Below are 19,595 nucleotides of genomic sequence, written 5' to 3'. Positions count from 1 at the left end.
CGGTCGTTGGCCATAGGCAAGCAAAGCCGAGCGCCGACGGCTCGAACCGAAGCCGGCAGTTCCGTGCATCAGCGGAACCATCATCGAGTAGTCCATCGCCGAAGGTCATGACCCACGGCAGACGGATCTGACTGGAGAGAGACAATGGGCACTTTTTTCTACGTGGTCCTGGCGTTCCTGGTAGGCGTGTTGGTCGGTTGGTTCATCTGGGGTCGCCTGCGTGGCGAGCTCGACAGCCTGCGCGGCGACCTCGACCGCACCCGCGGCGAGCGCGACAGGCTGCGTGCCGACAGCGACCGCCTCACCGGCGAACTCAATGCATGCGGCAAGACCCGCGCCGATCTCGAGCGCCAGTTGCGCGATGCGGGAGCCAGCGCGGCAAAGGCCGCCGGCCAGCCGCCGGCAGCGTTGATGTCGACGCCGACCGCGGCCAAATCCGCTCCGGCGGCGGCCAAGCCTGCTCCTGCCAAACCAGCCGCGAAGGCCGCGCCGGCGAAAGCCGCCGCCGCCAAACCCGCGAGCAAACCTGCGGCCTCCACTGCCTCGGCGGCAAAGAGCTCGGCCGCGCCCAAGCCGGCAGCCGCCAAGAAGGCTGCGCCGCCGGCGGCCAAACCGACGGCGGCCAAGCCAGCAACGGCCCAGCCCGACAATCTGCGCCGGCTGATCGGCATCGGCCCGGTCAACGAGAAGCTGCTCAAGGCGCAAGGCGTCACCACTTTCGCCCAGATCGCCGCGTGGACCGCAGCCGACATTAAGCGGATCGAGGATGTGATGAATTTCGACGGCCGCATCGCGCGCGAACGCTGGATCGACCAGGCCAAGCTGCTTGCCGCCGGCGACGAGAAGGAATTCGCCAAGCAGTTTCCGACAGCCGGAACCGCCAGCAACACCTGAGCGGAAGGGCAGATCATCAAGCCGGCGGTGCCAGAAGGTCCGCCGGTTGGTTTTTGCCGGCAGCGCCCGCGCAGGTCGGCCCAAAGGTTGACCCGGAAGGCGGCCCAAAAGGTCGGCCCAAAAGGTCGGCTTTGAGGGGCAAGGTGCCGTTCCCTCGATTGCATGCGGCCGGCCCCCCATATAGAGCGGTCGACGGCTTCATCGATCCCGGTTCCCATGTCCCTGCCCGCCGCCATTTTCCGCAACGACGAAAGCGCGCGCCAGCTCGTTTTCGACCGGCCGGCCGACATCATCGTCGCGCATGCGGCAAAGGACTTTCCTGCGGCATTGGAAGCAGCGCAGGCCGCCCACGACGCCGGCAAGTGGCTAGCCGGCTATTTCTCCTACGAGGCCGGTTATCTGCTGGAACCGAAACTCGTTCCCTTGCTGCCGGGTCGGCGCCGCGCTCCTCTGGTCTGTCTCGGTGTCTTCGATGCTCCGGTCGACGAGCCCGTGCAGCCGCGCGACGCAGCCGCGACCAATGGCCCGATCTTCGACGCAAGGGCAGACTGGTCGTTCGAGGACTACGAGAAACGCTTCTCGCGGCTGCACCAGCACATCAGGCAGGGCGATTGCTACCAGGGTAACCTGACCTTTCCGGTGCGGGCACAATGGTCGGGCGATCCGCTTGCCTCCTTCGATGCGCTGACCGAACGCCAGCCGGTGAAATATGGCGCGCTGGTCGCCCTTGGCGATCCAATCGTACTGTCGCGCTCGCCCGAACTGTTCTTCGAGATCGATGCCGCTGGGATGATCGAGACGCATCCGATGAAGGGCACCGCCCCGCGCGGCGCGACCAGGGACGAGGACGAGCGGCAGAAGAACTTCCTGCGCAATGACGAGAAGAACCAGGCCGAGAACCGGATGATCGTCGACCTCCTGCGCAACGATATCTCGTTGATCAGCGAGGTCGGCACGCTGGAGGTGCCGGAACTGTTTCGCATCGAGAGCTACCCGACGGTCCACCAGATGGTGAGCGACGTCAGGGCGAAGCTGCTGCCGGGACTGTCGATCCGGCAGATCTTTGCAGCGCTCTTTCCTTGTGGCTCGATCACCGGCGCGCCCAAAATCCGCGCGATGGAGATCCTGCACGATCTGGAAGGCACGCCGCGCGACGTCTATTGCGGCGCCATAGGCTGGATCGCGCCCGGCGGCACGATGCGCTTTTCCGTGGCGATCCGCACCATCTCCCTCTTTGCCAGTGGCGAGGCCGTCTACAATGTCGGCGGCGGCATCGTCTTCGATTCGACACCTGAGGAGGAGTATCAGGAGTGTCTGCTCAAAGCCCGCTTCGCGACGGGGACGCCGCCAGTGTCCCGATTCTGAAATTCGTATTCGTTTGATACAGGGGGCAGAGCGAATTTCAGAATCGAAAGGACACTGGCAAACTAATGAGTCCTAGTGTCGTTCTTGATTTCGAAATTCGATGAGAGCGTGATGTCAAATTCAGACGAACTTCGAAATCACGACACTAGTTTCGAGCTGATCGAGACCATGCGCTGGGAGCCCGGTCCGGGCTTCCTGCGCTTCGATCGCCACCTTGCACGCCTTTACAGCTCGGCGGCTGAACTCGGCTTTGCCTGCGACCCGCAAAGGATCGCCGAAGTGCTGAGCGACGCCCTCGACGGCTCCCGAAACGCCATGCGCGCGCGGCTCGCTTTGGCGCGCGACGGCGCAGCCACCGCCTCGGCGCAACCCTACGAACCGCTCGCCGCCGACAAGGTCTGGATGCTGCGGTTGGCGCGAACGAGGCTCGATTCGCACAACACGCTGCTGCGCCACAAGACCAGCTGGCGGCAACTCTACACCCATGCCCGTTCCGAATATCTCGTCACCCAGGCCGACGAGGTGATCCTGGCCAATGAGCGCGGCGAAATCTGCGAAGGCACCATCACCAATGTCTTCGCCGATTTCGGCGACGGCGTGCTGGCAACGCCCCGTCTCGACTGCGGCCTGCTGCCTGGCGTATTGCGCGCCGAGCTTCTGGATGAAGGCCGGGCGCGGGAGGCGATCTATAGCTACGACGAGCTGAAGTCGGCCAAGGCGCTCTTTGTCGGCAATTCGCTGCGCGGCCTCATTCCCGCAAGGCTGGTGTGATCGGGAGTACACCATGTTCGTCGTTTCGCTGAATTACAAGGTGCCATTGACCGAGATCGACCAACTGCAGGCGGCACATGTCGAATGGCTGAAGGCCTGCTATGCGGAGGGCGTCTTTGTTGCGTCCGGGCCGAAGAAGCCGCGGACCGGCGGCATCATCATCGCGCAATGTCCGCGCGACATCCTAGACGCCCGGCTGGCCGCCGACCCCTTCGCCAGGGCAGGTGCCGCGGACTACGAGGTCACTGAATTCCTGGCCAGGATGACCGGCCCCGGTCTCGAAGCTTTCAAGGAAGCATGAACTTGGTCGAGACCCTGCCCACCCACACCCCCTATGACGGCTCGTCGAAGCTGTTCAATATCGGGCTGAAGCCGCTTGACCCCGCAAACTGGATCGAGGTCGACGGCCATCTGCTGCCCTATCTGGCCGAGAAGCGCCGACTCTACGGCGAAATCCCGGAGCGGGTCTTCGTCGAGGAGGCCGGCACGCGCGACGCCCAGCAGGAAGTACTCGACTTGCTCGGCGCGTTTCTGCCGGAGCGGTTTGCGCACACCCACCGCCGCACCGACGCAGGCATCGAGGTGGTGGGGGCCGCGAGCCATCCTGCCTTGCCTGCGGGTCTCGCCGACGCGCCGCTGGTCGCGGCCTCGTTGCTGGTCCAGGAAGACCTGATCCTGATGCGCCGCGACGACAGCGGCTGGCGGCTCGCTGCCGGTTCGCTGTGCTTTCCCTCATCCTGGTCGCTCACCGAGAAATTCGGCAAGCCGCTGCAGCAGATCCACGAGCCCGTGCCGGGCTTCGGACCGGGCACGCGTCCCGCCGCCTTGATCAACCGCATGTTCGATGGCCTGCAGGGCCAGGCGGTAGAACGCTTCAACTGGTCGATCCAGGCCGACAATGCGCTCTATCATCCCCTGTCCAACGTCGAGCGCATCGACCGCGCCACCAACCGTCCGTCGCGGTTTCCCGACGGTGACGTCGAGGCGCACGCCTTCATCCGTGTCGAGCGCCAGACTCTGCGCAAGCTGCCGTCCTCGCGCGACATCCTGTTCACCATCCGCATCCATCTCGACCCGCTCGCCGTGCTGGCGCGCCACCCCGACCGCGCGACGCTTGCCATGTCTTTTGCCGCTCAATTGGAAGCGCTCGATCTCGACCAGCTCGACTACAAGGGCCTGACATCGGATCGCGACCGGCTGATCGAACGATTGAAGACAATGGCCGGCTGAAGCGCCTATAGGCTGCCCGCCAGGAAATCGACGAATGTCCTTGCCCTGGCGCTGGCCTTGCGTCCGGCCGGAAACAGCGCCCACAGTTCGACAGGCGGCAGCGCCCAGTCGACCAGGATCGGCCGCACCACACCGCTGCGCAATTCCTCCTCGAACATCCATTCGGAGCCGACCGTGAAGCCGATGCCGGCAAGTACTGCCTCACGTATCCCTTCGGCGGAAGTCACGCGCAGCCGTCCCTGGCCGGCAAGCGAAACCTCTTCGGCGCCCCGCTGGAACGTCCAGCGGTTGGAAGTGCCTGCTCGGACGAAAAGGATCGCCTCGTGCCGCGACAGCTCATCCGGTGCGATGGGTTCGCCCTCGCGTGCGAGGTAGGAGGGTGCCGCAATCACGAGACGACGGCAGGTGGCGATCTTGCGCCCGATCTGGGCGGGGGCGAAGCTTTCACCCAGACGCAGCATGACATCCACCCCTTCCTCGACGAGGTCGACATTCCTGTCGTCCATCGCCACCTCGACGTTGAGTTTCGGATGAGCGTCCAGGAAGGTCTTCAGCCGGGGCACGACATGCAGGCGGCCGAAAGTCACGGATGTGCCGATGCGCAACAGACCGGTGAGCGCCGCCGACGCCCCCCTTGCCGTGTTTTCGGCTTCGTCCGCTTCGTCGACCGCGCGCTTTGCACCTTCGTAGAAACCCACGCCGGCGTCGGTCGGCGACAGACCTCGGGTGGTACGCGACAGCAGACGCACGCCCAGCCTTTCCTCAAGCTGCGCGATCGCCTTCGAGACTGCGGGCTGCCCGACGCGCAAATGCCGCGCGGCGGCCGAGAACGAACCAGTTTCGACGACCCGTATGAAGGTGCTCATCGCTGCCAGCCGGTCCATTTATTCCTCCCTGGAATTAGTTATATGGCAATTGTTGCCCTACTTGAGCGATTCCGGAATAGCCAATTGCCCGATTGTCAAATCCTTCCAGCCATTCGGAGAAACAAATGGGCAAGCTCACCAACAAGGTCGCCATAGTCACCGGCGCCGCGCGCGGCCATCGGTGCAGGCATCGCCAGACGACTGGCGGCGGAAGGCGCCGCCGTCGTCGTCAGCTACGCCACCAGCCATGAGGCCGCCGAACGCACGGTGAAGGAGATAGTCGCCAGCGGCCGCAAGGCGACCGCGGTTCAGGGCGACGTGGCCGAGGCCGCGGATGTCGAAAAGTTGTTCGAGGCTGCAAGGATCGCGTTCGGCAAGCCAAGCATTCTGGTCAACAATGCCGCCACGGCTGTCTTCGGCGCCTTCGAGGAAGCGAGCGAGGCCGACTATCGCCGATTGTTCGATACCAACGTGCTGGGCACTATCCTGATGATCAAGGCGGCGATACGGCACTTTCCCGAGAGCGGCGGCAGCATCGTGAACATCGGCACGATCAGCAGTTGGAACCCGGTACCGAACACCAGCCTCTATTCCGCGAGCAAGGCGGCAATCGACACGCTGACGCTCAGCCTGTCGAGAGAGCTTGGGTCCCGCAACATCCGGATCAACATCGTGGCGCCCGGCTATACCCACACGGAAATGACCGAGGGCATGGTTGGCACCGATTTCGGCAATATGCTGATTGCCGGCGTCCCGCTTGGCCAGCGCTTCGGCAAGCCCGAGGACATTGCCCCGAGCGTGGCCTTCCTCGCCTCGGATGAGGCAGCCTGGCTGACCGGCGAACGCATCAGCGCATCCGGCGGCGCTCGCTGATACAACGCCGGCTCAACATTCGCCATCGGGCAGGCCCCGGCCTGCCCGATGGCCTCAGCTAGCTCCTCCGACAGCGGGCAGCCGAAGCGTTTTCGCTGCTTTTCCCTTTATTGTGACAATGATCTATGGTTTGTCGCGCGGCGGCCAAGCTGCCGCGGCAAAGCGTTGTCTGAAGGAGTGCTCGATAAAATGGCGAATGAAAACTGGCCCGTTTACGGTGAGATCACCGGCCCCGTGGTGATGATCGGCTTCGGCTCGATCGGACGGGGAACGCTGCCGCTCATCGAACGCCATTTCAAGTTCGACAAGTCGCGCATGACGGTCCTCGACCCTCGCGACACCGACCGCAAGCTGCTCGACGAGCGCGGCATCGCCTTCGTCCAGGAAGCAGTCACCGAGAAGAACTACAAGAAGCTCTTGACGCCGCTGCTGAGCAATGGCGGCGGCCAGGGCTTTTGCGTCAATCTGTCGGTCGATACCGGCTCGGTCGACCTGATGCGGCTCTGCCGCAAGCTTGGCGTGCTCTATATCGACACCGTCGTCGAGCCTTGGCTCGGCTTCTATTTCGACGCCAAGGCCGACAATGCCAGCCGCACCAACTATGCGCTGCGCGAAGCGCTGATCAAGGAAAAGCACGACAAGCCCGGCGGCGCGACGGCCGTCTCCACCTGCGGGGCCAATCCCGGCATGGTTTCATGGTTCGTCAAGCAGGGGCTGGTCAACCTCGCCACCGATCTCGGCCTCGAGTTCTCGGAGCCTGCGCAAGAGGACCGCGAGGGCTGGGCCAAGCTGATGAAAAAGGCCGGCGTCAAGGGCATCCATATCGCCGAGCGCGACACCCAGCGCACCAAGAAGCCGAAGCCGATGGATGTGTTCTGGAACACCTGGTCCGTCGAGGGCTTCATCTCCGAGGGGCTGCAGCCGGCCGAGCTCGGCTGGGGTACGCATGAGAAATGGATGCCCAAGAACGGCAAGAAGCACAAGCACGGCTCCAAGGCCGCGATCTATCTGGAACAGCCCGGCGCCAACACGCGCGTGCGCTCATGGTGCCCGACGCCAGGTCCGCAATACGGTTTGCTGGTGACGCATAATGAGGCGATCTCGATCGCCGATTTCTTTACCGTGCGCTCCAAGAAGGGCAAGGTTCAGTACCGCCCCACCTGCCACTACGCCTACCATCCCTGCAACGACGCGATGCTGTCGCTGGACGAGATGTTCGGCGCCGCCGGCAAGCCGCAGCCGGTGCACCACGTGCTTGACGAGAACGAACTGGTCGACGGTGTCGACGAGCTCGGGGTCCTGCTGTACGGCCACGACAAGAATGCTTACTGGTACGGCTCGCACCTCTCGCTCGCCGAGGCGCGCAAGCTGGCGCCCTATCAGAACGCCACCGGCCTGCAGGTGACCTCGGCGGTTCTGGCCGGCATGGTCTGGGCGCTCGAAAATCCGGATGCCGGCATCGTTGAAGCCGACGAGATGGACTACAAGCGCTGCCTGGAAGTTCAGTCGCCCTATCTCGGACCGGTCGAAGGACACTACACCGACTGGACGCCGCTCGACAGGCGCCCGGGGCTCTTCCCCGAGGACCTCGATCGCAGCGATCCGTGGCAATTCCGCAACATCCTCGTCCGATAGCATCGCGCGCACCATATGCCATTGCCTTGCAATCGCCCGGAAATCGGGCGATTGAAGAAATGCGGCCTGGGGCAGCGTGCGTCTTGCGGGGCGCCCGCCCGTCCCAGCACTTTGGACGTTCGCATCGTGCCTTCCAAAATCGAATCCGATTTTGAGCCGATGTGTTTGGAGAGGATTTCAGATGACTATTGCGCGCAAAGTTCTTTCGATGGGCATGGCGGGTGCCATCGCCACATTGCTCGCGGCCTGTACCACCAGCGGCCCGGAACAACCACCAATGGCGGCAGCCACGCCGAAAGGCGTTGAAGGCTCCTGGATCGATGCCAAAGGCACCGGCCTGTCGACCTTCGCCAACGGCAAATTCACGACTGTCGCCACTGACACCGGGCAGAAGCTCTCCGACGGAAGCTACACCATGGTCGGGCCTACGTCGGTCGAGATCAACGGTACGTCGCTGATCCGCCAGACTGCGGTGAGCTTCAACTGCCTGATGGTCTCTACCAGCCAGCTGAACTGCACCAGCGCATCCGGCCAAAACTTCGTCCTGACCCGGCGCGCCTGAGCCGCCAACTATTGCCTGTTCAAGAGCGGCGGCCAAATGGCCGCCGTCTTTTTGCGCCGTCAGCGACGCGCGCCGTTTCCGCTTGCCTCAGCCCGAACGCGATGGGAACATGACCTAGCCGCTGACTGTTATATCCCAGTCGAGCAAGCGCGTTAAACGCCTCCGATCAGCCCGCCGGGAGACTTAGATGAAGAAGATTGCCGCCATTCTGGCCTTATCCGCATCAACGCTCGGCCTGTCGGCCGGCGCATCCTTTGCCGACTACACATTGAACATTTTGCATTTCAACGATTGGCACAGCCGCATCGAAGGCAACAACAAATACGAGTCGACCTGTTCGGCCGACGAGGAGACCAAGGGCGAATGCATTGGCGGCGCCGGCCGGTTGATCACCGCGATCGCCCAGGAGCGCAAGAAGCTCGAAGGGCAGAACGTGCTGTTGCTCAATGCAGGCGACAGCTTCCAGGGATCGCTGTTCTACACTACCTACAAGGGTGCGGTGGAAGAGGAATTCCTCAACCAGATAAAGCCCGACGCGGTGACGCTCGGCAACCACGAATTCGACGATGGCGAAAGCGCGCTGGTGCCTTACCTCGACAAGGCGAAATTCCCCATCGTCAGCGCCAATGTCGTGCCCAACGACAAGTCCGGCGCGGCGGGCAAGATCAAGCCGTCGATCGTCGTCGAGGTCGGTGGACAGAAGATCGGCATTGTCGGCGCCGTGACCAACGACACGCCCGAACTCGCTTCCCCCGGCCCCAACATCGCGATCGCCGACGACGTCAAGTCTATCACCGCGGAAGTCGAGAAGCTCAAGGCGCAAGGCGTCAACAAGATCATCGCCGTGACCCATATCGGCTACAACAGGGAGCGCGATGTCATCGCCAAGATCCCGGGCATCGACGTTGTCGTCGGCGGCCACAGCCACACGCTTTTGTCGAACACCGATCCGAAGGCGGCGGGCCCCTATCCGACGATGGTCGACAACCCCGGCGGCTACAAGGTGCCGGTCGTGCAGGCGGCCTCCTATTCGAAATATCTCGGCGAGTTCAAGGTCGTGTTCGACGACAATGGCAACGTCAAGTCGGCGAGCGGCGACCCGATCTATCTCGACAAGTCGATCACGCCCGATCCCGCCGTGCTTGCCCGCATCAAGGAACTCGGCGCGCCGATCGAGACCTTGAAGAACAAGGAAGTCGCCGAGACCACCGACGTGATCGACGGCAGCCGCGAGAATTGCCGTACCAAGGAGTGCGCGATGGGCAACCTCGTCTCCGACGCCATACTCGACCGCGTCAAGGGACAGGGCGTCGAGATCGTCATTTCCAATGGCGGCGGCTTGCGTGCCTCCATCGACAAGGGCACCGTCACCATGGGCGAGGTGCTGACCGTGCTGCCGTTCCAGAACACGCTGGCGACCTTCCAGATTTCGGGCAAGGACCTGGTCGCCGGTCTCGAAGGCGGCCTCAGCCAGATCGAGGACGGCGCCGGCCGCTTCCCGCAGGTGGCGGGCCTCAAATATTCCTTCGACAAGTCGGTCGCCCCCAATGCCGGCCGCGTCAAGTCGGTCGAGGTGATGGAGAACGGCGCCTGGACGCCGATCAATCCCGACAAGGACTATCTTGTCGCCACCAACAACTATGTCCGCCAGGGCGGCGACGGCTACAAGGTCTTCGCCGAAAAGGCCAAGAACGCCTATGATTACGGTCCTGGCCTCGAACAGGTCGTGGCCGACTATCTCGGCGCCCACCGGCCCTACACGCCCAAGCTCGACGGCCGCATCACCGAGATTGCCGCGACTGTCGCCGCGGCACCGGCCGCGGAGCCTGCCAAACCAGCCGAAACAGCGCCGGCAACGGCGGCGCCCGCACCGGCCGAGGCCGCGAAACCGGCTGAACCGGCAAAGGCTGCGGAAGCAGCACCGGCAATGCCCGAATTGCCCGCCAACTCAGGCGATATTGCCAACACTCCGCCGGCCATGTCGACGGAGGCTGCACCTGCACCAGCCGAACCAGCAAAGCCGGCCGAAGCTGCTCCGGCACCCGCGCCGGCAGAACCCGCGAAGCCTGCAGAACCGGCAAAGCCCGCTGAAGCCGCTCCCGCTACTACCGGCAGCCATGTCATCGTTGCCGGCGATACCTACTGGGATCTGGCCAAGAAAGCCTATGGCGATGCGACCAAGTGGAAACTGATCTATGAGGCCAACAAGGGTCAAAGACCCCATCAGCTCAAGCTTGGCGCGACGCTGACCATCCCGGCGAAGTAACGCCGCTTCGCCTCTTCCAACACAACCCGCCTGGGAAACCGGGCGGGTTTACCGTTTTCAAGCTAAGGTGCGGCCAGACGCTGCATTGAACGAGCGCGCAAGATGGTTAGGTTCGCGTCTCCTGGAGAACCCTTATGACGCTTTCCACCCCAGTCGATGCCAAAGCCGCGAAGGCCGTCGGCCCGTTACCCGCCGGACATCCGCCGGTCAAGGCCGGCAAGGTCGGCGTCATGCTGGTCAATCTCGGCACGCCTGATGGCACCGAGTTCAAGCCGATGTGGCGCTATCTACGCGAATTCCTGTCCGACCCGCGCGTCATCGAGCTCAACAGGGCGATCTGGTATCCGATCCTCTACGGCCTGGTGCTGACCTCGCGGCCGAAGAAGTCGGGCGCCAACTACGCCAGGATCTGGAACAGTGAGAAGAACGAGTCGCCGCTGCGCACCTACACCCGCGCCCAGGGCGAAAAACTGGCGGAGGCGCTGCGCGACCTGCCCGATGTCACCGTCGACTGGGCAATGCGCTATGGCAACCCTTCAACGGCGAGCGTGGCTGAGAAGCTGGTCGCGCAAGGCTGCGACCGCATTCTGTCGTTTCCGCTCTATCCGCAATATTCCGCGACCACCACCGCGACCGCCAACGACCAGCTGTTTCGCGCCTTGATGAAAATGCGCCGCGCGCCCGCGATCCGCAGCGTGCCGCCCTACTACGACGAACCCGTCTACATCGAGGCGCTGGCGCGTTCGATCGAGCAGCACGTGGCGACGCTGGATTTCGAGCCGGAGGTGGTCATCACCTCCTATCACGGCATTCCCAAACCCTATTTCGAGAAGGGCGATCCCTATCATTGCCACTGCCTGAAGACGACGCGGCTGTTGCGCGACAGGCTTGGCTGGGACGAAAAGAAACTGATCACCACCTTCCAGTCGCGCTTCGGCGCGCAGGAATGGCTGCAGCCTTACACTGACAAGACCGTGGAGAAACTCGGCAAGGACGGCGTCAAGTCGATCGCCATCGTCAATCCCGGCTTTTCCGTCGACTGTATCGAGACGCTGGACGAGATCGGGAGGGAAGCGGCCGAGACCTTCCACCACGCCGGCGGCAAGAATTTCGCCCACATCCCTTGCCTCAACGACAGCGCCGAAGGCATGGCGGTGATCGAGGCGATGGTGCGGCGCGAACTGTCTGGCTGGGTCTAACATCGGAACAACGGCCACTCCGGAGCGTTGAGGCGCGCCTTCGGAGAATTTGATGCCCCGCAAACTCGACCTCAGAACTGGCCGGCCCGTCTGGTCCACCTATCGGGCGCCTGTCGTGCCGACGGCCAGTCTGACAAGGGACGTCAAAACCGATGTGCTGATCATTGGCATGGGCATCAGCGGCGCCATGATGGCCGAGGCGCTGACGGCGGACGGCCATGAGGTGATCTGCATCGACCGGCGCGGGCCGCTGAAAGGCTCGACGCCCGCGACCACCGCGCTTGTGCAGTTCGAAATCGACCAGCCGCTTTCGACCCTCTCGAGGATGATCGGCAAGACATCCGCACGACAGGCCTGGCGACGCTCGCGGCTCGCCGTGACCAATCTTGCTGGCCGCATCGCAGAACTTGGCATCAAATGCCGCCCAACTCGCACGCAGTCGCTCTATCTGGCAGGCACGGTGCTGGGTCCCGCGGAATTGCGGGAGGAGGCCGACGCGCGGCGGCAGGCTGGCATCAAGGCGACCTATCTCACACCGGCCCCGCTGGCCGAGCGATACGGCATCGACCGCGACGGCGCCATCCTCAGCCCGGACAACATCGCGCTCGACCCGCGCAAGCTCACGGCCGGGCTGCTGCTCAAGGCCTTGGAGCGAAATGCCCGCTTCTACGCTCCCGTCGAAGCGACTGCGATCGAGGGCAGTGCCGATGAGGTGGTCGTCGCCACGAAGGATGGCCCGGCCATCACGGCACGGCATGTGGTTCTGGCCACCGGTTACGAACTGGTCGACATCGTGCCGGCGGCGGCGCACCAGGTCATCTCGACCTGGGCGATCGCGACACGCCCGCAGCCGCGGAAACTCTGGCCGGGTGCGGCGTTCATCTGGGAAGCGTCGGATCCCTATCTCTATGTCAGGGCGACGGCCGACGGCCGTGTCATCTGCGGTGGCGAGGACGAGGATTTTGTCGACGAGACGCGGCGCGATGAACTGATCGCCGACAAGAGCGCCCGCATCGCCGCGAAACTCGGTCAGCTGTTTCCCCATCTCGATGTCGACCCCGAATTCGCCTGGACCGGTTCGTTCGGCACCACGACCACCGGCCTACCCTATATCGGTGCCATTCCCAGGCATCCACGCATCCATGCAGTCATGGGTTATGGCGGCAATGGCATCACCTTCTCGCAGATCGCTTCCGAAATTATTTCGGCTTCGATCAAAGGGCTCGCCGACACGGATGCAGAGCTCTTCGCCTTCAACCGGTGAGTGTAGCCCGTAAACAATCCATCATCACCTGATTGTAACGCACCTGAAACACACTTAAGTCTTTGGTGAAGCTGGTTGCGCGGGAATGGCTCGCGTGGCCCGCTTTCGAGGGAGAGCCAAATGGGTTTCAGTGGTTTTGATATTGCGATTGGTGCACTTGCACTTCTGGTACTGGTGCTTCTCATCAAAGGCATCAGGACTATTCCGCAAGGCTACAACTATACGGTGGAGCGTTTTGGCCGTTACACCAAGACACTGAGCCCGGGCCTCAACTTCATCTTCCCGTTCGTCGACCGCATTGGCGCCAAGATGAACATGATGGAGCAGGTGCTCGACGTTCCGAGCCAGGAGATCATCACCCGCGACAACGCCATCGTCGGCGTCGACGGCATCGCCTTCTTCCAGATCCTCAACGCGGCGCAGGCCGCCTACCAGGTTTCCGGCCTGCAGAACGCCATCCTCAACCTGACCATGACCAACATCCGTACCGTCATGGGTTCGATGGACCTCGACGAGTTGCTGTCGAACCGCGACGCCATCAACGAGCGCCTGCTGCGTGTCGTCGACGAGGCGGCGCATCCATGGGGCATCAAGATTACCCGCGTCGAGATCAAGGACATCAACCCGCCGGCCAATCTCATCGAATCGATGGGCCGCCAGATGACCGCCGAGCGTAACAAGCGCGCGCAGATCCTGGCCGCCGAAGGCCTCAAGCAGTCGCAGATCCTCGAAGCCGAAGGCCGCAAGGAAGCCGCCTTCCGCGACGCCGAGGCGCGTGAACGCTCGGCCGAGGCCGAGGCTCGCGCCACCCAGGTGGTGTCGGAAGCGATTTCCAAGGGCGACGTGCAGGCGCTGAACTACTTCGTTGCCCAGAAATACACCGAGGCCCTGACCAGGATCGGTTCGGCCACGAACAGCAAGGTGGTGCTGATGCCACTCGAAGCCTCGTCGCTGATCGGCACGCTTGGCGGTATCGGCGAGATCGCCCGGGAAGTGTTCAAGGGCGACGGTCCGGCCGGTACGCAACGGCAGGCAGCGCGCCCGCCGGTCATCAAGCCAAGCGACAATTAATCCCTATGAGCGGATCAAGATCATGATCGACCGCATCGTTTCCGAACTCGGCCCGTGGAACTGGATGGTTCTGGGCTTCGTGCTGCTGGTGGTAGAGGTCATCGCGCCTGGCTTCTTCATGCTTTGGATCGGCATCGCCGCGCTGATCGTCGGCGCGGTGTCGCTGCTGATCTGGGATGCCACCATCTGGAGCTGGCAGATCCAGGTACTCGCCTTCCTCGTCCTGTCGCTCGTCTCGGCCTTTGTCGGCAAGACACTCATGGGCGGACACGACCAGCCATCGGACCAGCCGCTTCTCAACCGTCGCGGCGCTCAGCTGGTCGGCAAGATGGCGACGCTGGCCGAGCCGATCAAGGATGGCCGTGGCCGTATCAAGCTCGGCGACACGCTATGGCGCGTCTCTGGCCCGGACCTACCGGCCGGCACGCAGGTGCGCGTAACGAGCGCCGCGGATACGGACCTCGAACTGACGGTGGAGCGGGTCTGAATTGCAGACCGGCCTCACCTGAATATCAGCGCGCCCTAGGTGTTTGGTCCCGGCATTTGCTGGAGCGGATTGAGTTTGAAGCGTTCCGGTTGTGAGACCCATGCCTTGCAGATGAACTCGTATGGGGTGAGACCTTTGAGGGTCTTGAGCCTGCGAGCGAAATTGTAGGCGGCAACGAAGTCGGCGAGATGGGTGCGTAGTTGGTCGTGGCCCTCATAGTAGAAGCGCTTGACGGTGGCGTCCTTGATGGTTCGGTTCATTCTCTCGACCTGGCCGTTGGTCCACGGATGCCTCGCCTTGGTCGTGCGATGCTCGATGTCGTTCCTGGCGCAGGTGTACTCGAAGGCGTGAGCGCGGAAGATCTCGCCATTGGCGATTGCCTCCTTGATCAGCGGCACCGCCGAGCCACCGGCACCGGGCGTGGTGAACTGAATGCCGTTATCGGTAAGCACGGTATGAATCTTGTAGGGAACGGCCGCGATCAGGCGCAGTAGAAAGTCTCTCGAGACGGCGGTGGGGGCCTTCTCGTGCAACTCGACGAAGGCGAACTTCGAGGTCCGATCAATGGCGACGAACATGTGCAGCTTGCCCTGCTCGGTCCTCACCTCGGCAATGTCGATGTGGAAGTAGCCGATCGGGTAGCTCTTGAATTTCTTCTTCGCCGGTTTGTCACCCTCGACATCCGTCAGGCGGCCGATGCCATGGCGTTGCAGGCAGCGATGCAATGAAGACCGCGTCAGGTGCGGGATGGTTGGCTGCAAGGCATAAAAGCAGTCGTCGAGCGGTAGCAACGTGTAGCGCCGGAAGGCGACGATGATTGCCTCCTCCTCGATCGAGAGCACTGTCGATCTCGGTTCCTTCGGACCAGTCGGCAGATCGGCGACTGAAGTTCGCCTCTTCCATTTGGCGACCGTCTTCTGGTTGATCCCGTAGCGCTTGGCCAGAGCCCTCAGGCTCTCTTGACTATACTGTATCGCTCGACGGACCGCCTCTGTCGTTGTGGCGCTCCCATGCAGAACCTGGCCCATAGCGCATCCTTTGATTCGGAAGATAAGGATGCCCCATCAAAGCCTGGGATCAAACACCTAGGCGGCGCCGATGCGCAGCAGATCATGGAAATGGACGACGCCGAGCGGCATGTTGTTCCTGGTCACCACCAGGGCGCCGATATTGTGCTCGTTGAGCAGCGCGATCGCGGTGCCGGCTAGCGTCTGCGGGTCGACCGTCTTGGGCGTGCGGGTCATTACCTCGTCGACGATGACGTCGGCCAGATTGCGGTGCAGGTTGCGCGCCACGTCGCCGTCGGTGATGATCCCTGCCAGTTCGCCATTGGCGTCGACGATCAGCACGCAGCCGACCTTCTTCTGCGACAGCGTCATCACCGCTTCCGGCATCTTGGTGCCGAGCGCGGCCAGCGGCATCTGGTCGCCGACCCGCATGATCTCCGAGACCACAGTCAAATTGGCGCCGAGCTGGCCACCTGGATGGAAGGTGCGGAAATGGTCCGGCGTGAAGCCGCGCGCCTCGAGCAGAGCGATCGCCAGCGCATCGCCGATGACCAGTTGCAGCAGCGTCGAGGTCGTCGGCGCCAGGCCGTGCGGGCAGGCTTCCGGGGCGCGCGGCAAAAGCAGCACGATGTCGGCCGCGCGTGCCAGCGCCGATGTTTCGCCTGATGTGACGGCGATGAGCGGAATGGAAAAGCGCCTGGAGTAGGCGACGATGCCCATCATCTCCTTGCTCTCGCCCGACCAGGAGATGGCGATGATGGCATCGTCCCGGGCGATCATGCCGAGATCGCCATGGTTGGCCTCGACGGGATGGACGAAGAAGGCCGGTGTGCCGGTCGAGGCCAGCGTCGCCGCGATCTTCGAGCCGATATGGCCGCTTTTGCCAACGCCGGTGACGATCAACCGCCCTTCGATCTTCGAGATCATCTCGACGGCCTGGGCGAAAGGCGCGGCCAGTCCGTTCTCGAGCGCTTCGGCCAGGGCGGCGATTCCAGCCTGCTCGGTCGCCACCGTTCTCAGTGCCGAATCAATCGACGCTTGCCTGTCCAGGGGCTTCTTATCGAGGGGTCGCGCATGCATGGATGATGCGATTAGCGCTTTGCCGCACGCCTGTCCAACAGAAATGGCACTGATGTCCGGGAGCGGCGGCCTCGCGCACCTGCAAACAGCGGCGCTTTGTCAGGTCAGGCGGCCGCCGCCTCAACCCTCCGTTAACCATCCCCATTTACGGTTCGGTAAGTATGGCGCGCACAGCGCCGCGCAAGCAGTGGTGGCGATGTCCGGGGTCCAGCCAGAAAAATCGACAGGACGACGGGGCAAGGCGGTATGCACCTTGCTGCTGGCGACCAGCATGCTTGGCTTGCTGCGCCCGGGGCAGCTTCATGCCCAGGAAACAGAGCTGCGCGGCGAGGTTTCGGAATCGGCGATCCTGTCCGACCAGCAGCGCAAGGCAAGGCAGCTTGCGCTTGCCGCTCAAGGCCAGCAACAACCGGCCAACGCCGCCCAGGACGATACGCCGCCGCGCACCTATTTGCCGGCCAGCGCCGGCGCCGTTCCCGACGACACGAACACCGATGCGGCCACCGGCAGCATTTTCGACCCGCAGCAGGCGACCGAGGATACCTCGATCGACAATGCGACGCCGCCCAAGCCTCGCCGCCGTCCATCGAGCGCCGGGCAGAAAGCGGCGGATCAGGACAAGGCCAAGCCGGACGCCAAGGCGACCGACAAGTCAAAGAAAAAGAAGAAGGCTGCGACCGCGACCACGGACACCACAGCGGCGGCCGCCAACGACACCGACAACGCCACGACGGACCAGGAAGCGGCCAACCGCCGTGCCCTTACCGTCGACAGTGCCGACAGGCAGAAGCTCGACCCCGGCGCTGAACGGACTGCCGCCATCGAGGGCCAGAACAAGAAAGCCGAGGACGATCCATTCGCCGCCACCGGCGTCAAATGGGGCTCTTTTGTCATCCGGCCGTCGATCGAACAGGGCCTGACCGCCACGACCAACGGCGATTCCAGCAGTGCCGGCACATCGGCGCTGCTGTCGGAGACGGCGTTGCGCTTTACCGCCGTTTCGGACTGGCGCGAAAACTCCGCCACCATCGATGGCTACGGCCTGTTCCGCGAGACCGTATCGGGCTACCGGGTTCACGACGCGCAGGGCCGCATCGAGGGCCAGTTCAATATGGACCTCGACAACGAACTGCGCGCCATCGCCAAGCTCGGCTATGAAGCCGTGCCGGAAACGGCCTCATCGCCCAATGCCATTGCCGGCGTCAGCACTCAGCCCCTGCGGCAGACGATCGACGGAAGCCTCGGCGTCGAAAAGGCCGTCGGCAAGATGCAGTACACCTTGACCGGCGCGGTCTCGCACGACTTCTATGGCGACGCCGAGCTTTCAGACGGCACCTCCTTGTCCCAGAAGGACCAGGACAACACGCTCTATACCGCGACCTTGCGCGCCGGTTACGAAATCTCCCCGGCCCTCACCCCATTCACCGAAATCGAGATCGGCCGCCGAGCCTACGTTCAGCGGGTCGACAATGAAGGCTTCGAGCGTTCCTCGACGCGGCTCGGCGCGCGCGCCGGTCTGCAACTCGACATGGGCGAAAAGCTCTCCGGCGAGTTTTCCGCCGGCTGGCTGCGGGAAGCGATCGATGACAAGAGCCTGGAGGCGGTTTCGGGCGCCACCGTCAACGCCGACCTCAAATGGTCGCCGGAGCGCGGCACCACGATCGGACTGACCGGCAAGACGACCGTCGAGACCACGACCACCGCGGGGGAAAGTGGCGATATCCTCTATTCCGGCCGTCTGACTGGTGAACGCCAGATCCGCGCCAATCTGACCGCCAACGCGGCCCTGGGTCTCGACTGGCGCCACTATGTCGGCATCGATGGCCATGACAGGATCTTGACCGCCGAGACCGGGCTGACCTGGTGGCTGAACCGCTATGCCGGCCTCACCACGCGGGTGAGAACCGAAAAGCTGACCAGCAACCTGCCCGGCCGCGACTACACCGCCAACAGCATCTATCTCGGCCTGAAAGTGCAGCGCTGAAGGCGCCTACTGAAGGCATAGTGCCCTAAAAGGCGGCCCCGCGGCGCTCCGATGGCTTCATCTCGTCGAGCAGCGTTCGGATGACGCCGGCCATGTTCTCGTTCATGTCGCTGCGCCACAGCGCGAAGGCGACATTGGCCTCGACAAAGCCCTCAGGCGAACCGCAATCGAAGGTGCGGCCCTGATAATGGTAACCGTAGAAAGCCTGCTGCTTTTCCAGCTTCAGCATCGCGTCGGTGAGCTGGATTTCGTTGCCGGCGCCCTTTTCCTGGCCTTCGAGAATCCCGAAGATTTCGGGCTGGAGGATGTAGCGGCCGTTGATGTAGAGATTGGACGGCGCTGTGCCGGTCTTCGGCTTCTCCACCATCCCGGTGATGCGGAAGCCGTGATGCGTATCCTCGCCACGGCCGACGATACCGTATTTGTGGGCCTCCGCCGGGTCGCATTCCTGCACGGCGATGATGTTGTTGCCGGTTTCCTCGTAGAGCTCGACCATCGATTTCATGCAGCTCTTTTCCGACTGCATGATCATGTCGGGCAACAACAGTGCGAACGGCTCGTCGCCGACCAGTTCGCGCGCGCACCAGACGGCATGACCGAGCCCCATCGGCACCTGCTGGCGAGTGAAGCTGGTTTGTCCCGGCGCCGGCTGCAGCCGCTGCAGGCGGGCAAGCTGCTCGTCCTTGCCGCGCTGGGCCAGCGTGTCATACAGCTCGAACTGGATATCGAAATGGTCTTCGATGACCGCCTTGTTGCGGCCGGTCACGAAGATGAAATGCTCGATGCCCGCTTCCCGCGCCTCATCCACCACATACTGGATGACCGGCCGGTCCACGACGGTCAGCATCTCCTTGGGGACAGCCTTGGTGGCTGGGAGGAACCGCGTGCCGAGACCGGCGACCGGGAATACTGCCTTGCGAACTCTCTTCATGCTTTCAATTATCCGTTTGCTGGCCGGCTCCGCAATCCCCGTCTCGCGACATTTTCACGCCGGAATCGAAGATTACTGGTGCGGGTGAGGAAAACTACCACCGGTTAAAG

17 protein-coding genes and 1 pseudogene are annotated in these 19,595 nt (G+C 63.2%); 14 read left to right on the top strand and 4 right to left on the bottom strand.

Annotation, left to right across the window (positions count from 1 at the left end; translation table 11 throughout):
* Positions 1 to 144 precede the first annotated feature (144 nt).
* The 5 genes from EB233_RS10110 (at position 145) to EB233_RS10090 (ending at position 4,260) form a co-directional block, all read left to right on the top strand.
* On the top strand, positions 145 to 894 hold the full coding sequence (locus EB233_RS10110; RefSeq protein ID WP_064988976.1) for an NADH dehydrogenase: 750 nt from the start codon (positions 145 to 147) through the stop codon (positions 892 to 894).
* Between the two features lie 204 nt (positions 895 to 1,098).
* Positions 1,099 to 2,259 (top strand): aminodeoxychorismate synthase component I, encoded by a 1,161-nt coding sequence (locus tag EB233_RS10105; RefSeq protein ID WP_425487734.1) that lies wholly within the window; start codon positions 1,099 to 1,101, stop codon positions 2,257 to 2,259.
* A gap of 111 nt (positions 2,260 to 2,370) precedes the next feature.
* A complete protein-coding gene (locus EB233_RS10100; RefSeq protein ID WP_064989008.1) occupies positions 2,371 to 3,030 on the top strand; it encodes an aminotransferase class IV family protein in 660 nt (219 codons plus the stop codon).
* A 13-nt stretch (positions 3,031 to 3,043) separates the two neighbouring features.
* Complete coding sequence (locus EB233_RS10095; protein WP_064988978.1) at positions 3,044 to 3,331, top strand: YciI family protein; 288 nt, start codon at positions 3,044 to 3,046, stop codon at positions 3,329 to 3,331.
* Positions 3,328 to 4,260, top strand: coding sequence for a heme-dependent oxidative N-demethylase family protein (locus EB233_RS10090; protein WP_064988979.1), 933 nt, complete (start codon positions 3,328 to 3,330; stop codon positions 4,258 to 4,260). Before EB233_RS10095 ends, EB233_RS10090 begins: the two co-directional genes overlap by 4 nt.
* A gap of 5 nt (positions 4,261 to 4,265) precedes the next feature.
* On the opposite strand, the gene EB233_RS10085 is transcribed toward EB233_RS10090, so the two are convergent.
* Positions 4,266 to 5,144 (bottom strand): LysR family transcriptional regulator, encoded by an 879-nt coding sequence (locus EB233_RS10085; protein WP_064988980.1) that lies wholly within the window; start codon positions 5,142 to 5,144, stop codon positions 4,266 to 4,268.
* A gap of 107 nt (positions 5,145 to 5,251) precedes the next feature.
* Between EB233_RS10085 and EB233_RS10080 the strand changes: the two are divergent.
* From EB233_RS10080 to EB233_RS10045, 8 genes and pseudogenes are all read left to right on the top strand, one after another.
* Positions 5,252 to 5,999: pseudogene (locus EB233_RS10080) on the top strand (SDR family NAD(P)-dependent oxidoreductase).
* A gap of 189 nt (positions 6,000 to 6,188) precedes the next feature.
* Complete coding sequence (locus EB233_RS10075) at positions 6,189 to 7,634, top strand: homospermidine synthase (protein ID WP_064988981.1); 1,446 nt, start codon at positions 6,189 to 6,191, stop codon at positions 7,632 to 7,634.
* A gap of 181 nt (positions 7,635 to 7,815) precedes the next feature.
* Positions 7,816 to 8,196 carry an outer membrane lipoprotein Omp10 gene (gene omp10, locus EB233_RS10070; RefSeq protein WP_027056759.1) on the top strand — a complete coding sequence of 127 codons (381 nt, stop codon included), beginning with the start codon at positions 7,816 to 7,818 and terminating at the stop codon, positions 8,194 to 8,196.
* Positions 8,197 to 8,383: 187 nt separating this feature from the next.
* The gene (locus tag EB233_RS10065; RefSeq protein WP_064988982.1) at positions 8,384 to 10,462 is read left to right on the top strand and encodes a bifunctional metallophosphatase/5'-nucleotidase; all 2,079 of its coding nucleotides are present in this window, start codon (positions 8,384 to 8,386) and stop codon (positions 10,460 to 10,462) included.
* 134 nt (positions 10,463 to 10,596) lie between these two features.
* Entirely contained in the window at positions 10,597 to 11,661 is a 1,065-nt protein-coding gene (hemH, locus tag EB233_RS10060) for a ferrochelatase (RefSeq protein ID WP_064988983.1), read from the top strand.
* Between the two features lie 52 nt (positions 11,662 to 11,713).
* Positions 11,714 to 12,925, top strand: coding sequence for an NAD(P)/FAD-dependent oxidoreductase (locus EB233_RS10055; RefSeq protein WP_064988984.1), 1,212 nt, complete (start codon positions 11,714 to 11,716; stop codon positions 12,923 to 12,925).
* A 120-nt stretch (positions 12,926 to 13,045) separates the two neighbouring features.
* The gene (locus EB233_RS10050; protein WP_027056755.1) at positions 13,046 to 13,996 is read left to right on the top strand and encodes an SPFH domain-containing protein; all 951 of its coding nucleotides are present in this window, start codon (positions 13,046 to 13,048) and stop codon (positions 13,994 to 13,996) included.
* Positions 13,997 to 14,018: 22 nt separating this feature from the next.
* Positions 14,019 to 14,483 carry an NfeD family protein gene (locus tag EB233_RS10045; RefSeq protein ID WP_064988985.1) on the top strand — a complete coding sequence of 155 codons (465 nt, stop codon included), beginning with the start codon at positions 14,019 to 14,021 and terminating at the stop codon, positions 14,481 to 14,483.
* A 35-nt stretch (positions 14,484 to 14,518) separates the two neighbouring features.
* On the opposite strand, the gene EB233_RS10040 is transcribed toward EB233_RS10045, so the two are convergent.
* A complete protein-coding gene (locus tag EB233_RS10040; RefSeq protein ID WP_027055698.1) occupies positions 14,519 to 15,511 on the bottom strand; it encodes an IS481 family transposase in 993 nt (330 codons plus the stop codon).
* Positions 15,512 to 15,568: 57 nt separating this feature from the next.
* Positions 15,569 to 16,570 (bottom strand): KpsF/GutQ family sugar-phosphate isomerase, encoded by a 1,002-nt coding sequence (locus EB233_RS10035; protein WP_064992109.1) that lies wholly within the window; start codon positions 16,568 to 16,570, stop codon positions 15,569 to 15,571.
* Positions 16,571 to 16,766: 196 nt separating this feature from the next.
* On the opposite strand from EB233_RS10035, the gene EB233_RS10030 reads away from it, so the two are divergent.
* Positions 16,767 to 18,554, top strand: a complete 1,788-nt coding sequence (locus tag EB233_RS10030) for an outer membrane beta-barrel protein (RefSeq protein ID WP_064992108.1) — start codon at positions 16,767 to 16,769, stop codon at positions 18,552 to 18,554.
* A gap of 25 nt (positions 18,555 to 18,579) precedes the next feature.
* Here the strand turns inward: EB233_RS10030 and galU are convergent, their stop codons facing one another.
* On the bottom strand, positions 18,580 to 19,485 hold the full coding sequence (gene galU, locus EB233_RS10025) for a UTP--glucose-1-phosphate uridylyltransferase GalU (protein WP_032918626.1): 906 nt from the start codon (positions 19,483 to 19,485) through the stop codon (positions 18,580 to 18,582).
* Positions 19,486 to 19,595 lie beyond the last annotated feature (110 nt).

It is taken from the genome of Mesorhizobium erdmanii (genome assembly GCF_013170725.1).
Lineage (GTDB): Bacteria > Pseudomonadota > Alphaproteobacteria > Rhizobiales > Rhizobiaceae > Mesorhizobium > Mesorhizobium erdmanii.
The sequence above is the reverse complement of the archived record's forward strand: the minus strand, read 5'-3'. Positions and strand labels throughout refer to the sequence as shown.

What these genes read in the sequence shown, in the direction of transcription:
- EB233_RS10110 (WP_064988976.1), top strand. Translation starts at nt 145, where the DNA reads ATGGGCACTTTTTTCTACGTGGTCCTGGCGTTCCTGGTAGGCGTGTTG.
- EB233_RS10100 (WP_064989008.1), top strand. Translation starts at nt 2,371, where the DNA reads ATGTCAAATTCAGACGAACTTCGAAATCACGACACTAGTTTCGAGCTG.
- EB233_RS10095 (WP_064988978.1), top strand. Translation starts at nt 3,044, where the DNA reads ATGTTCGTCGTTTCGCTGAATTACAAGGTGCCATTGACCGAGATCGAC.
- EB233_RS10090 (WP_064988979.1), top strand. Translation starts at nt 3,328, where the DNA reads ATGAACTTGGTCGAGACCCTGCCCACCCACACCCCCTATGACGGCTCG.
- EB233_RS10085 (WP_064988980.1), bottom strand. Translation starts at nt 5,144, where the DNA reads ATGGACCGGCTGGCAGCGATGAGCACCTTCATACGGGTCGTCGAAACT.
- EB233_RS10075 (WP_064988981.1), top strand. Translation starts at nt 6,189, where the DNA reads ATGGCGAATGAAAACTGGCCCGTTTACGGTGAGATCACCGGCCCCGTG.
- omp10 (WP_027056759.1), top strand. Translation starts at nt 7,816, where the DNA reads ATGACTATTGCGCGCAAAGTTCTTTCGATGGGCATGGCGGGTGCCATC.
- EB233_RS10065 (WP_064988982.1), top strand. Translation starts at nt 8,384, where the DNA reads ATGAAGAAGATTGCCGCCATTCTGGCCTTATCCGCATCAACGCTCGGC.
- hemH (WP_064988983.1), top strand. Translation starts at nt 10,597, where the DNA reads ATGACGCTTTCCACCCCAGTCGATGCCAAAGCCGCGAAGGCCGTCGGC.
- EB233_RS10055 (WP_064988984.1), top strand. Translation starts at nt 11,714, where the DNA reads ATGCCCCGCAAACTCGACCTCAGAACTGGCCGGCCCGTCTGGTCCACC.
- EB233_RS10050 (WP_027056755.1), top strand. Translation starts at nt 13,046, where the DNA reads ATGGGTTTCAGTGGTTTTGATATTGCGATTGGTGCACTTGCACTTCTG.
- EB233_RS10045 (WP_064988985.1), top strand. Translation starts at nt 14,019, where the DNA reads ATGATCGACCGCATCGTTTCCGAACTCGGCCCGTGGAACTGGATGGTT.
- EB233_RS10040 (WP_027055698.1), bottom strand. Translation starts at nt 15,511, where the DNA reads ATGGGCCAGGTTCTGCATGGGAGCGCCACAACGACAGAGGCGGTCCGT.
- EB233_RS10035 (WP_064992109.1), bottom strand. Translation starts at nt 16,570, where the DNA reads ATGCATGCGCGACCCCTCGATAAGAAGCCCCTGGACAGGCAAGCGTCG.
- EB233_RS10030 (WP_064992108.1), top strand. Translation starts at nt 16,767, where the DNA reads ATGTCCGGGGTCCAGCCAGAAAAATCGACAGGACGACGGGGCAAGGCG.
- galU (WP_032918626.1), bottom strand. Translation starts at nt 19,485, where the DNA reads ATGAAGAGAGTTCGCAAGGCAGTATTCCCGGTCGCCGGTCTCGGCACG.